Source organism: Chryseolinea sp. T2 (genome assembly GCF_037203685.1).
Lineage (GTDB): Bacteria > Bacteroidota > Bacteroidia > Cytophagales > Cyclobacteriaceae > Chryseolinea.
This window is the reverse complement of sequence record NZ_JBBCAU010000007.1, coordinates 257,070-270,348: the sequence shown is the minus strand read 5'-3', so window position 1 is coordinate 270,348 and position 13,279 is coordinate 257,070. Positions and strand designations below refer to the sequence as shown.

10 protein-coding genes are annotated in these 13,279 nt (G+C 48.2%); 5 read left to right on the top strand and 5 right to left on the bottom strand.

The window, feature by feature from the left end; translation table 11 throughout:
- Nucleotides 1–6: 6 nt before the first annotated feature.
- The 3 genes from WBG78_RS22340 to WBG78_RS22330 form a co-directional block, all read right to left on the bottom strand.
- Entirely contained in the window at nucleotides 7–1,182 is a 1,176-nt protein-coding gene (locus tag WBG78_RS22340; protein ID WP_337328720.1) for an efflux RND transporter periplasmic adaptor subunit, read from the bottom strand.
- Nucleotides 1,175–5,593 (bottom strand): CusA/CzcA family heavy metal efflux RND transporter, encoded by a 4,419-nt coding sequence (locus tag WBG78_RS22335; protein WP_337328719.1) that lies wholly within the window; start codon nucleotides 5,591–5,593, stop codon nucleotides 1,175–1,177. Before WBG78_RS22335 ends, WBG78_RS22340 begins: the two co-directional genes overlap by 8 nt.
- An 89-nt stretch (nucleotides 5,594–5,682) precedes the next feature.
- The gene (locus WBG78_RS22330; RefSeq protein ID WP_337328718.1) at nucleotides 5,683–6,057 is read right to left on the bottom strand and encodes a hypothetical protein; all 375 of its coding nucleotides are present in this window, start codon (nucleotides 6,055–6,057) and stop codon (nucleotides 5,683–5,685) included.
- 238 nt (nucleotides 6,058–6,295) lie between these two features.
- Here WBG78_RS22330 and WBG78_RS22325 point away from each other — a divergent pair, with 238 nt between their 5' ends.
- The 3 genes from WBG78_RS22325 to WBG78_RS22315 all read left to right on the top strand — a co-directional run bounded on the left by WBG78_RS22325 (nucleotide 6,296) and on the right by WBG78_RS22315 (nucleotide 8,224).
- Entirely contained in the window at nucleotides 6,296–6,880 is a 585-nt protein-coding gene (locus WBG78_RS22325) for a YciE/YciF ferroxidase family protein (protein WP_337328717.1), read from the top strand.
- Between the two features lie 144 nt (nucleotides 6,881–7,024).
- Entirely contained in the window at nucleotides 7,025–7,477 is a 453-nt protein-coding gene (locus tag WBG78_RS22320; protein WP_337328716.1) for a phosphate-starvation-inducible PsiE family protein, read from the top strand.
- Nucleotides 7,478–7,621: 144 nt separating this feature from the next.
- Nucleotides 7,622–8,224 (top strand): HPP family protein, encoded by a 603-nt coding sequence (locus WBG78_RS22315; protein ID WP_337328715.1) that lies wholly within the window; start codon nucleotides 7,622–7,624, stop codon nucleotides 8,222–8,224.
- Nucleotides 8,225–8,275: 51 nt separating this feature from the next.
- On the opposite strand, the gene WBG78_RS22310 is transcribed toward WBG78_RS22315, so the two are convergent.
- Nucleotides 8,276–10,714, bottom strand: a complete 2,439-nt coding sequence (locus WBG78_RS22310) for an FtsX-like permease family protein (RefSeq protein WP_337328714.1) — start codon at nucleotides 10,712–10,714, stop codon at nucleotides 8,276–8,278.
- 329 nt (nucleotides 10,715–11,043) lie between these two features.
- On the opposite strand from WBG78_RS22310, the gene WBG78_RS22305 reads away from it, so the two are divergent.
- On the top strand, nucleotides 11,044–12,183 hold the full coding sequence (locus tag WBG78_RS22305; RefSeq protein ID WP_337328713.1) for a 6-bladed beta-propeller: 1,140 nt from the start codon (nucleotides 11,044–11,046) through the stop codon (nucleotides 12,181–12,183).
- Between the two features lie 394 nt (nucleotides 12,184–12,577).
- On the opposite strand, the gene WBG78_RS22300 is transcribed toward WBG78_RS22305, so the two are convergent.
- Entirely contained in the window at nucleotides 12,578–12,817 is a 240-nt protein-coding gene (locus tag WBG78_RS22300) for a hypothetical protein (protein ID WP_337328712.1), read from the bottom strand.
- Nucleotides 12,818–12,942: 125 nt separating this feature from the next.
- On the opposite strand from WBG78_RS22300, the gene WBG78_RS22295 reads away from it, so the two are divergent.
- On the top strand, nucleotides 12,943–13,164 hold the full coding sequence (locus tag WBG78_RS22295) for a hypothetical protein (protein WP_337328711.1): 222 nt from the start codon (nucleotides 12,943–12,945) through the stop codon (nucleotides 13,162–13,164).
- The last annotated feature ends 115 nt before the right edge of the window (nucleotides 13,165–13,279 follow it).

The window sequence follows — 13,279 nt, the reverse complement described above, 5'->3', positions numbered from 1 at the left end:
CGGGCACTATCCTTCTTCGTCGACGTTACGCATCTTCATTAGCAATGTGTATGCGTTCTTAACCACGACGTTTGATTCTTTACCCACTTCGTCGGAAGTGATCTGCTGGCGTCCGTGTTCCAGTACACCAGGCACTACTTCAACCATGTCAAAGTCAGCATCGTTGCGTGCTACAAAGATGTAGTACTTATTCTCCCACCTCACAACGGCATCTTCAGGTACCGTTAATGCATCATGTGCTTTAACGAAAACTTCGCCGTTCATGAACATGCCAGGAACCAGTTCGGATGAATACTGTTCGAAGTGACAATGTATTTCGGCAAGCCGTTCGTTGTTTAACATCTTGTTCCCTATAATAACGCGGGCCTCAAATTTCTTTTCAGGGTTGTTGTTTGTGTAGGCAATCACCCGTTGCCCTACTGCAATCTTACCAAGATCACCTTCAAACACGGAGAGCGCCAAATGTATATCACGCGGATCGATGAGCTCAAAAAGGTTATCTGTGGGGGCAGTATACTTCCCGATGCTGACATTGACGCTGGACACAAATCCGTCGATTGGAGACAGAATGCGTACTTCCTTTGAAAGTGACTCTGCGGTTAATTTAACCGGATTGATGCCGATCACCTCGAGCTTTCGGGCATATGCGCTCACCAGGATCTTGTTTGATTCATATTCTGCTCTGGCCTGCTCGAAGACCTTGTCGCTGCTGGCTTTACTCGAATTGAGTACACCCTGCCGCCTGAACTCAGATTCGCTTAAGGATAATTTTTCCTTTGCAAGCAGATAGTCCTGTTGCAGTTGGATGAACTGCATGTCTTCGAGAGTAGCCAGCACCTGACCTTTCTTCACATGCATGCCGGGTAGCAGGTCCGTTGATTTCAGATATCCACCCAATGGAAAGCTAAGACTTACGATCGACTGAGGCGGCACATCTATGGTACCCTGCAGTCGCAGAATGCTGCTCACGGTGTCGAGACTGGGATGGCCTATTTCAATGCCCACATGCTGAGCCTGCTGGGCCGTAAGATGGACGCTTGCCGACGGAGTGAGCTCGGAGCTTTTAGCGTCAGTTCCCGTGGGAGTTCCGCCGCATCCAAAAAGTGTGCATACTGCCATTCCAAGCAGAAGTTTACCGATGCCGGCATTGGTGATGTTGTTGAGATTGGTTTTATTATTCATGGATCAAATTCCTTAGGTTGATGACAGCTGTGTTGTAGCTGGATAAAGTATTAATGTATTCGGTTTCCAGAGCGATGGATTGTTCGACGAGTATGACCCATTGAAGGAAGTCGATATCTCCCGCGTTGAACTTCTGATCTGCTGTTTGGATGATGGTCCTGGCACTTTGAAGACCCTCGCCCTCGTAGTACAATAAACTCTCACGATACTTTTCTATTTCTGTACGGGCATCGGTTATGGCAGCTTCCATCACACGGTTATGTTGAACGGATTCTTTTTCAGCCCGCAGGTATTCGAGCTTTGACGCCTCAATTCGTGCTGACTGAGACTTAAAAAACAGGGGCAGCGTGATGCCGGCATTCACATAGCTGAACCTTGTGTTTGCGTTGAAGTAGCGGTCCTGACCCTCAACCACCTGAGGACCGATGAGACTTTGATTGTTATAGCCGACGACGATGTCCGGAAACATGCGTGCGCGTTCTGTTCGCCACCGATAACGCGCAGCATCCTGTTTATATCGAAGGAGGCTCGACTGTGGAAGTGATTCTATTGATACTTCTGACTCAGAATCTGCGGTATCAGAACGTATTGAAGTTCCATCTGGCGTCACGTTAACTGAATCCTGTAAGAGAAGGTTGAACTGTCGAAGTGCGATTTCAAGATCGCGATCAAGCTGACGCAGCTGAACGGCAATTTGCGCGCGGCGTGTATTGGCTGAGGTGCTTTCCAGGACATTAGCTTCACCTGCCTTGAGACGAAGATTGGACTTGTCCGCAAACTCCCGAAAGAGAGAATCAGCTTTTAACAAAAGTTTACGTCTGGCGAGTAATACATTGTATTCATAGTATCTACGCCGCACTTCAGTTCGAACCGATTGTTCTGTAAGGATTTGACTTTCTTCAGATGCTTTGTACTCGGATAACAATGTGCTCCGTTGATTGGTATAAACGGAAGGGAAACTGAATTCCTGAGATACTCCGAAGCGTGTATCGTTGTGGATTGTATTAATCTGGCCATAGTCGGCAGATACGGTTGCTTTGTTGGGATTCACGCCCGAATGGCTAAGGCGCTCGGCTACCTCTTTTTCAAGCCGGGAGGTTTCAACAGAAAGATTGTTTTTAATTGCAATGCTAATAGCCACATCGAGTGAGACGGCGTTGAGCGAAGTATTGTTGTTTGCATTCGCCGGTATATTGGGGGCTGACAATTTTGAAGCTCCGCTGTTTGATTGCGCCATCGACGAAAAGGAAGATAACATCAGCAATGCCACCACAACGGTTGCAATATGCGTATGATTGGATCCTGACTTGCGCTGTTCTATAAGCAGGTAAATGGCTGGCAGTACGAAAAGCGTAAGGAGTGTTGCTGTAACAAGACCTCCGATCACTACGGTAGCAAGTGGCCGTTGTACCTCAGCGCCGGCTCCTGCGCTTAATGCCATCGGCAGAAATCCCAACGATGCCACTGATGCAGTCATCAGGACCGGACGAAGCCTGTTCCTCGTTCCCCTTAATACACGAGTCAAAGGGTCTGCACCCTCTTTCTGTAATCTGTTGAATTCAGTAATCAATACAATGCCATTGAGCACAGCTACTCCAAACAGCGCGATGAAACCAACGCCAGCGGAGATGCTAAAGGGCATGCCGCGCATCGTTAAAGCAAACACACCGCCTATTGCAGAGAGAGGAATAGAGATGTAAATGAGTGCGCTTTCTTTCAGTGAAGAGAACGCGAAGTAGAGCATCATAAATATCATAAGCAACGCAACCGGTACTGCGATGAGGAGGCGATCCTTTGCTTCCTGGAGATTCTGGAATGTTCCTCCGTACGAGATACTGTAACCCGCTGCCAGTTTCATTTCGCGATTGACGCGATGCTGAAGCTCTTCGACAATTGATTCCACATCTCTTCCCCGTACGTTAAAGCCGACGATGATCCGACGATGTCCGTTTTCTCGTTGTATCTGGTTGGGACCTTCTATTTCTTTGATGTCTGCTACGCGCGATAACGGAATCTGCACTCCGCCCGGAGTGGATATCTGAAGATTCATCACATCCTGAATGTCTTTCCTGGCTTCGGTTCCCACACGAACGACAAGGTCAAAGCTTTTCTCACCTTCGTATACCTTGCCAGCAACGGCACCCGCAAATGCCGAGTTGATGGTTCGGTTAACTTCCTCTATCGTGAGACCGTATCGCGCGATTTCGCCGCGGTTGTAATCAATAATCACCTGTGGCATACCAACGACCTTCTCCACGTAGATATCGGCCGTGCCTTTAACCTGACGCGCAATTGTCTGAAGCTTTTGCGCATAGGCATCAAGTTGATTGAGGTCTTCGCCGAATATTTTGCAGACAACATCCTGCTTTGCACCCGTCATCAGTTCATTGAAACGCATCTGAACAGGATATTGAAAGCTCGTTGTTACGCCAGGCAATACTTCCTGGGCTGTTGCCGCCATCTTTTCTGCCAACTCAGCGAATGATGAAGCGCTTGTCCAGGAAGATTTGTCCTTCAATAACACAATCATGTCCCCGCCTTCGATCGGCATTGGATCGGTGGGGATTTCGGCAGTGCCAATGCGGGATACAACCTTTTCAACTTCCGGGTAGGTCTTTTGAATTGCAGTAGATACCCGGTTAATGGCGTCAATGGTCGTACTCAGGTTGGTTCCTACAAGAAGCCTTGTCTCCACAGCGAAGTCTCCTTCTTCGAGTTGAGGAATGAATTCACCACCCATTTGGGCGAAGAGAAAGAGAGCAATACCGAAGAGCGCCATCGCACCGATCACTATCGTCTTCTTTAAAGAAAGTGTTCGTTCCAGTATCCTGCCATATGCCTGCTCGATGCGTTTCATCATACGATCCGAGATGGTGGGCTTGTGATTAAGCTTTCGGCTGATAAACAACGAGCTGATCATTGGAACGTATGTCAGCGAAAGAATGAAAGCTCCCAGGACGGCAAAGCCTACAGTTTGAGCCATTGGCCTGAACATCTTCCCTTCTATTCCTGAAAGCGAGAGAATGGGGAGATAAACAATGAGGATGATGATCTGCCCGAAGACGGCTGCATTCATCATGCGCGTCGCCGATCCGACAACTTCGCCGTTCATTTCTTCGCCTGAAAGTTCCTTGCGATCGGTATAGCTACTCAGGTGAAGCTGGTGGAGTATAGCTTCCACAATAATCACAGCGCCGTCGACGATCAATCCAAAGTCGAGTGCGCCGAGACTCATAAGATTGCCAGATACACCAAGCAGATTCATCATTGAGACAGCGAACAGCATCGATAGAGGTATTACAGATGCTACAATTAATCCGGCACGTACGTTGCCCAGAAACAGAACGAGCACGAACACTACAATGAGGGCACCTTCCATAAGGTTGCGTTCAACTGTGCCAATGGCGTTATCGACCATCTTAGACCGGTCCAGGAAGGGTTCAATAACCAAGCCTTCCGGAAGCATGTGCTGAACTTCGGCAATTCGTGCTTTCACCCGCTCAACAACTTCCGATGAATTGCCGCCTTTGAGCATCATTACAATGCCGCCGGTAACTTCTCCGATGCCCGCCATATTCAATGCGCCATACCTGATTGCCGAACCGAAATGGACATCGGCAATGTGACGGATCAGCACCGGGATCCCGGACGCGCTGGACTTCACTACAATGTTGTTGATGTCGTCTATGGATCCCGTTAGGCCGATACTTCTGATGTAGAGAACAGTGTATCCTTTTTCTATATAGGCGCCGCCGGTGTTTTGATTATTCCGGCTCAATGCATTGAATACATCGGCAATGGTAAGGTCCATTGCTTTGAGCCTGGATGGGTTCACCGACACTTCGTATTGTTTGAGATCGCCGCCGAATGTCGAAACGTCGGCTACACCTTTTGTTCCAAGGATCTGTCGGCGCACGAGCCAATCCTGTATAGACCGAAGCTCGGCAAGCGAATACTTCTTTTCGTAGCCGGCCTGTGGCCGCAGAACGTACTGATAGATTTCGCCTAGCCCTGTCGTGATGGGCGCCAGCTGAGGCGTGTCCGCGTATCCAGTAATCTCAACCATTGACAGCTTTTCAGATACCTGCTGCCGGGCCCAGTAAACATCTGTTCCATCTTCGAAGACGATCGTTATCAAAGACAGCCCAAAGCGCGACATGCTCCGGCTTTCCTTAATACCTGGAATATTGCTTATCGCCAGCTCAATCGGGAAAGTTATCAGCCTTTCCACGTCTTCGGCACCCAGTGACGGTGCTGATGTAATTACCTGTACCTGATCGTTGGTGATATCCGGTACGGCATCGATGGGTAGTTGGGTGAGCTGAAAGGATCCAAAGACGACCCATAGTAGCATAAGTAGTCCAATGACCAGCTTATTCTTTACAGAGAATTGAATGACACGTTGTAACATGAAGAATAGGATGAATGCAAAAAGTACTTGTCGCCGGAAAGGCGAACAACAGACCAATGAGTCAGCCCACGGATGGGCTGGAGCAAACATCAGGAACGGGGAGGGCGAAAGAGAGAAGTGGGTGCAGGATCGAAATAAAAGAGCGTACACTCGGTGTTAAAGTCACGGGCTATTGGCCAACTGTTGATGTGAGGTACTACTTTATTGGTGAACGCGTATAAAAGGGTTAGCGACTGGTGTTCAAATTTCTTGAATGGCAACTGCATGTCACGATCGTTGTCCTGATCGTTATCGTCGTCGCCCCAATAGTGCCAGGCAAGGAACGTAGCGAAGTCTACCGAGGGATTTGCTGCGTGATGTTCGACAAAATGAGTGTACAATACCGGCACCTTAATCAGCTGATTCAGGGAGGTTGTTTCCCCGATCATCAGCGTCATCAGCAGTATGGCCAGTATACGTCTCATGGACGACAAGTTACAGTCCTGAGACAGACTGACCAAAGCATGCCGATTTGTTTTTATTGAAACTACCGAAATCGGTTTAAGGATAGCACTGGCGGTGATTAACGGTGAAGCCAGTTCACAGTGAGCTGGCATGTATGTGGATAAAAACCTACAACAAGTGTTAATAGGGATGGATATCAGTCGTTCAAAACCGGCATAGAATTTAATGCGGCGGTTATATATCAACCAATGACCAGATATGAGCAAGACAATGAAAAGACCAACGACCAGGAAGTCTTCAACCAGGAAGACTGCTGCCAGAGCAATGTCACAGGAAAGCGATGCTAAATCGATGCTGCAGGAGTTTCTTGTTGATGAATTGAAGGACATATATTGGGCTGAAAAGCATCTCACCAAAGCGCTGCCGAAAATGGCAAAAGCGGCTTCTTCTGAGGAATTACGTGAGGCTTTCGAAAATCATCTCTCTCAGACTGAGGAGCACGTTTCCCGCCTTGAGCAGGTATTTGAAATCCTCGGCATGAAACCCATGGCAAAAAAATGTGATGCTATGGCAGGACTCGTAGAGGAGGGAAAGAGCATCATCGAAGACACCGAAGATGGAACAGCGACCCGCGATGTGGGATTGATTATGGCTGCTCAGAAAGTAGAGCACTATGAAATCGCTACTTACGGCGGACTGGCTCAGCTGGCGAAAACTCTCGGATTGACTGAGATCAAGGACATCCTCGGCCAGACCTTATCAGAAGAAAAGGAGACCGATGAGCTTCTGACAGAGATTGCTGAAAACCATGTAAACGTAGAAGCGGCCGGTGAAGATGAGTAATAACTGGCTGTGAACAACGGTAATGGCCTGACGAGGGATTGCCTCCCATTGGGGCAGGAAATCGGATTGTAAACACAATCCGATTTTTTTTTGAATATAGCTGTTGTAATTTAGGCTATCACCCCTGGACTAAACGCCCTCGCCATGGATAAAGGATTCGAGCACGTCATCGGAAGGATTGAGAAGGTAATCAGCTACACGCTCATCAGCGTTGGGCTTCTTTTCGCCGTGTACCAGTCAATCGAGCTCGTATACCTGGTGTTCAAGAATCTTTATAACTCATTAGTCGCGGGAGAGTTTTTTGTCGGGCAACACGGCATGCCCATCGCCGGGCTGTTCTTTAACATCCTGCTGCTGCTGGAGGTTTTGGAAACCGTTAAGACTTTCTCAAAGGGACATATTATCAAAATAAAGATCATCCTGATCGTGGGCATCATCGCTGTCACCAGGAAGCTTCTTATGGCTGATATGACCCACGCTGAACCGATGGAGGAGATTGCCGTAGGCATTGTGATTCTGGCACTGGCAATTGGCTATTTTCTGGTTAGCAAGGCCGCAAGTGTTGAAGGCAAAGACAGTTCATCGAACGCGGAGTAGGATTTAGATCGTCGCCGGTTTCAACTAGGTGTTTACCCTGATCCCTATACACCTTCGACTTCATTAAATTTGCAGCCTATTTTTTGATGGCCGCCTGTCCGGAGAACTCAGTCTCATAGCGGCTCTTTTGAACTCAGCGCCCTCATGAAGCAAAGGATAAAACAATCATTGCGTCTCGCACGCGTGGTCATATACAAAGAGACACTCGTAGATTTCAATGAGCACTTATGGACGTTCCTGGGTGCATTTGTGGGGATCGGCTCGATAGGTCTTGTCCAGAGTTACTATCTGTCAGAAACCGACAACCTCTTTCTGGTCGGATCATTTGGTGCCACATCGGTATTGATCTATGGGGTAATAAACAGCCCGCTTGCCCAACCGCGTAATGTATTTGGGGGACACATTGTAAGTGCGATAGTGGGTACAACAGTAAGCTATTTCATTCCCACTCTATGGCTGGCAGCGGCCGTAGCCGTCGCGTTATCCATTGTTGCCATGCAGGTAACGAAGACCCTTCATCCGCCAGGGGGAGCAACCGCTTTAATTGCAGTGATTGGTTCTACCAAGATCAAGAGCCTCGGTTTCCTGTATATACTCAACCCGATCGCGAGTGGCGTGGCGATTCTGTTGATCGTTGCTATGATCTTTAACAACATCACTACGTCGCGTCAGTATCCGGTGAATAAGCACTGGTACAAAGTATGGCGCCGCCGTTACATTAAGAAGAAGAGACATCACCATCAATGACCAGCAACGGCTGACCTTCACATCCACCTCAGCTTTCTCCGACGAATCAGTTTATTCCGTCTTCAGCGAATCCGTCGGGTTTGCCAGGGCCGCTTTAACCGAGTGCGTGCATACCGTGACCATTGCAATAAAGACTGAGGCAACTGCCGCATAGGTAAACATGCGCCATCCCAATGTGATGTGGAATGCAAAGTTCTGAAGCCATTGATTCAGAAAGAATGTGGATAACGGAATGGCTACCACGATGGAAACCACAACCAGCAGCAGGAAGTCGCGCGAAAGCAGGACGACGATGGTGTTAACCGATGCACCCAGTACACGGCGGATGCCAATTTCCTTTGTCCGCTGCTGAGCCGAGAACGCCGACAATCCCCACAAGCCAAGACAGGAGATAAGGATAGCGATGGTGGCAAAAATGCGGAAGAGCGCATACAGATTTGACTCTGCCTTGTAAAAGGCATCGAGCTGATCGTTCAGGAACTTGTATTCAAACACACCAGTAGTATACACTTTGTTCCATATGTCACTGATCCGTGAGGTTGTAGAGGGCAGATCAATTCCTGCAGCTAGTTTAATTCCTGCCTGTCCCGCCATCCGGTAATTAATCATGATGAGCGTTGGCTTAATAGCTTCGTGAAGCGAGCTGGTATTGAAGTCAGCGACGACGCCGACGATCTCAGCATTTCCGCTGTTCATACCAATCCAGAACTTCCGGTTGATTGCTTCCTCGTTGGAAGAGAACCCGAGTCCACGAACAGTGCTCTCATTCACCACCACGCGCATTATCTGCTGCTCTCTTGGTAATTTATCAGAAGCATAGGATGTGTCCTGAGGAACGAGAAGCCGGCCAGCCAGCAGTTTGAATCCGTACATCCTGCAAAAGTTATCATCAGCAAGGATCATTGTTATATGCTGACGGGCTGGATCATCCCCGTTTGTTGGACTCATGATCGTTCCCCAGTGTCCATTGTTTGAAGGAGTTGCAGTAGCAAAGGAGACATCGACAACACCCGGAATGCGAAGGATTTCATTCTTAAACACCTGGGCCTTGTCAGCGCCCTGTATGGGAACATTTAAAATATTCTCATGATCAAATCCAATCTCGCGGCTCCGCAGATAGTCTACCTGCTGAGACATTGCGAGTACCGAAATAAGCAGACCTGCTGACACCACAAATTGAACGACCACGAGCCCCTTCCGCACCCAGGATGAGCCGGAACTTCCAACGCTGCCAGAAGTTGCTTTTAATGTGATAGCAGGATTGAACCGTGCAATAATATAGGCCGGATAAATGCCCGCCAGCAACCCCGTTGTAAATACGCCTGTTACAATTATTGCCAGCACCAGCGGCGATTCCAGGATGCTAAACGTGATGTCCTTGTTGAGAATCGTGTTCATGTAAGGCAGCGCGATTTGCGAAAGGCCAATTGCCAATAGCCCTGCCGTGAACGCGAGTATCCATGCCTCGCGGAGAAATTGTGAGATCAGATTAAAACGATTCGCTCCAACGGTTTTTAACACACCTACTTCCCTTGCTCTCGTAAGCGCCTGAGCAGTCGAGAGATTGACAAAGTTGATACATGCCAGCGTCAGCACGGCAATACCTATCGATGCAAAGAACCAAAGCCAGCTCTTGCTTACCGCCTTTACCCATTCACTTCCGCCTGAGTATCTGGCGTCAAAATGGATGGTGTTCAATGGCTGAATATCAAAAGCACTTGAAACCTGTTTCGATGGTGCATTCTTATTCATGTACCTGGCGGCGATGCGATCAAGACTTGATTGAAGCGACCTAAGATCATAACCAGCAGGAACCTTCACATAGGTTGATGTGCCGCTCACATAGTTCCATCCTTCTAGTCCGTGACCAAGGTATTCTTCGTTGGGTGTGTAAGAAAGTATTACCGTTGCAGGAAGGTGCGTGTTCGAAGGGATGTCTTCAATAACACAACCGACGGTAATGCTAAACTTGTTTTTGAGCATGAATGTCTTTCCGATGGGGTCCTCAGTTCCAAAGAATTTCTTTGCCGCAGAAACGGTGAGTAATGCATGATAAGGCTTTGTTAGCACTTCGGCAGGATTGCCTAGCCGTGGCGTTATGTTAAAAATTTCGGGAAACGACGGGTCGGCGATCATCATGCGCTCCTGCTTGAAGCGCTTTCCGGGCTCAACCTCGACAATGGCTGTTGGCTCGTAAACCGGATGCGACAATGTCACCATCTCCAGCCCCGTTACCTCACGGCGTAACTCATCAGCCAGCGGCATTGGCGTTGAAAAGCTCCTGTCTGCCCGTGCACCATCTTTAAATATAGAATTGATCCGATAGATTCTTTCTGCATCACGTTGCGAAGAATCAAAGGTGAGTTCATAATGGATGAAGAGGCCGATCAGCAGACAAACACTGATCCCTAATGTGAGGCCAACAATGTGCAGCGTGCTGTTGAGGCGTTGACGCAGCAGGTGCCGGAATGCAAGACGAAATCCTTTCATAGCAATGAATTCTTATAAAGATGTCTCAGATAAAATTCCTTTTTATCTGTTGACTTGCTGCTCCGGCTTTCAATAATCAAACCAGTAAGGCGAGCTACGAAAACAAGCCAAATTTGAATGCAAAACCGCATTGTGTTTTTAGGCAAGCACAAAACCGACCGCCGGTGTCCGCGAGCGATCGCAGCACCTGCAAAAAAAAACCAATCAAATAAACCCTGGTCCCAAATAAACTTATCCTTCATTGCACTCATTAGAACTTGTTTAAATTGCATGAGCCAGCACGATGCTTAATTATAGAATGCTGACAATCAACCCGGCATAAACACCCAATGGCCACAAGACGAAAATTTCTACGCAACTCCGTGGCAGCGGCAGCTGCAATCTCCACCGCTTCGGCATTTGCTCCGGTCAAAGGACTGGCAACTACAATAAAAGACTTTAACATCAACCACGACAACATGCAACCAGAAGACACCATTATCGGCCACGGAGGATTTCGCTATAAGGTTGATAAGGGATGGGCAAAGCTTAGCGTTACCTCTAATCCACTTTTGAACTGTCACGAAATGGTGCAGGACCGAAAGGGACGACTTATCATGCTGGGCGACTGTACCCGAAACAACATTCTCATATTTGATAAATCGGGAAAGCTCCTCGACTTCTGGGGTAGTGCATTTCCGGGAGGACATGGACTTTCGATCTCGCACGAGGGCGAAGAGGACTTCCTTTATATTACTGATTGCGGGTACTTCCAGGACCGAACCGGGAACTGGAACAGCCAGGCAGGTCAGGTTGTTAAGATGACAACAGATGGTCGTCTTGTGTTTGCCATAGGTCATCCTAAAACTATAGGCGTATATAAAGACACTGAACCATTCAGGCCAACAGAGACTGCAGTCGCTCCTAATGGCGACATCTATGTGGCGGACGGCTATGGATCGGACTACATCATTCACTATGATCGAAATGGTAAGTACATCCGGCACTTCGGAGGACGAAACAATGCAAACAAGGAACACAACCTTGTGAATGCGCATGGTGTTGCCGTTGATACACGGGATGCCTCTAATCCGACCGTTATATGTACCTCCAGAGAAGAGAACTGTTTCAAGGTGTATACTCCCGATGGTAAGTTTATCAAGCGCATGGACATGCCGGGGATGTATGTGTGCAGACCGGTAGTCGATGGTAAGAATCTTTATGCGGGCGTCTGCTGGTCGAAGGATGCAGCGGGCAACAAGCAGTCTGACACGGGGTTTGTGACCATTCTGGATGAAAACAATAAAGTCGTGTCATGTCCAGGTGGAAACGAGCCCATATATAAGAACAACGTGCTTCAACCTGTGATGCAGTCGGCCTCAAGAGTATTTCACCATGGACACGATGTTTGTGTTGACGACGAAAAGAATGTGTACGTCTGCCAGTGGAACGCCAACTATACCCCTCCGGTAAAGCTTACGAGGGTTTAGGGTCTAGTCTAATCAAGCCAACAGAAATCAGCTTTGAGGGCATTTGCGAACCGCAACGGTTTGCAAAGATTCGCAACCATGTCTCCTTGTCTCAATTCGGGATCGAGTGAGGCCTATGCTTCAGTGCACTCACAGTGCACTCACAGTGCACGTTATGTCGACGATAGGTCGGCGATAGATGCACGATACATGCACTAAGCATCCAATTGCCCGGCTAATCAGAGCGCCTTGACCATATGGCTTCGGGGCCTCGCTGCCTCCTTACAGACGGGTCGATAAACCGCAACTAAGGCCTCGAGTGTAGAATGAGTGTACGATGAGTGTAGGATCAGTGAAGGATGAGTGTAGGATGGTTTGCGAGGGCGGCGTTGCGGAGCGATTTGCGATCGCAAATCTATTGCAGAAGGCTCCTGAACACGTGGATCATCACATAGGTAAGCGAGAAGGTGCCGACGACAGTGTTGAACACGGCGTATGCTTTCAGCTTAAAATCAGCTGCTTCCGGATATTTTGCCCATCTCGCCAGGCAAAAACTGCCTGCGGAGATTCCAATCAGGGCAATAGCGACAACAATTAGCTGATTAACGTTCATCCGTGGGTTGTAGATCCCATGAAGATAAGGAAATAATTCCACGGCGAGCCGGTCTTCCTTTCTTTTTTCCTAAAACCTTACCCGAGTCAAAAGCGCATTGTTTTGAATTGGCGGCCCGGTTAAAAAACATCGAAAATCGTTTAAAGATTTTTTAACCTCAAAGACCCATGATTACCAACTTCACTTTTATCCCTACGGACGACGTTCAGGCACCCAGTCGTAGAGGTCAATGGATGTGCGTACACTGCTGCCACTTCGTAGAGTTCAGTGCCGAAGGATTTGGACGCCACATTAAAACTTGTGTTGCGTTTCAGCGCTTCGAAGAGTCGCGAACAAACTTCATCTTCAAAACAGATCTGCCGGTAGCACCACTTTTGTTGTTCCAATAGATCGGGTGATCGTTTGAACTAACGGTCGGGCTGTACACATTTACAAAACGCCGGGCGAAGTAATTCACCCGATGAACAAGTATTGTAGGAGTCATACATTGCGATGGAAGCCATG

Bases quoted from the DNA above. Each gene is read 5' to 3' on its own strand.
- WBG78_RS22295 (WP_337328711.1), top strand. From the start codon at position 12,943: ATGATTACCAACTTCACTTTTATCCCTACGGACGACGTTCAGGCACCC.
- WBG78_RS22340 (WP_337328720.1), bottom strand. From the start codon at position 1,182: ATGAATAATAAAACCAATCTCAACAACATCACCAATGCCGGCATCGGT.
- WBG78_RS22310 (WP_337328714.1), bottom strand. From the start codon at position 10,714: ATGAAAGGATTTCGTCTTGCATTCCGGCACCTGCTGCGTCAACGCCTC.
- WBG78_RS22330 (WP_337328718.1), bottom strand. From the start codon at position 6,057: ATGAGACGTATACTGGCCATACTGCTGATGACGCTGATGATCGGGGAA.
- WBG78_RS22335 (WP_337328719.1), bottom strand. From the start codon at position 5,593: ATGTTACAACGTGTCATTCAATTCTCTGTAAAGAATAAGCTGGTCATT.
- WBG78_RS22305 (WP_337328713.1), top strand. From the start codon at position 11,044: ATGGCCACAAGACGAAAATTTCTACGCAACTCCGTGGCAGCGGCAGCT.
- WBG78_RS22315 (WP_337328715.1), top strand. From the start codon at position 7,622: ATGAAGCAAAGGATAAAACAATCATTGCGTCTCGCACGCGTGGTCATA.
- WBG78_RS22325 (WP_337328717.1), top strand. From the start codon at position 6,296: ATGAGCAAGACAATGAAAAGACCAACGACCAGGAAGTCTTCAACCAGG.
- WBG78_RS22320 (WP_337328716.1), top strand. From the start codon at position 7,025: ATGGATAAAGGATTCGAGCACGTCATCGGAAGGATTGAGAAGGTAATC.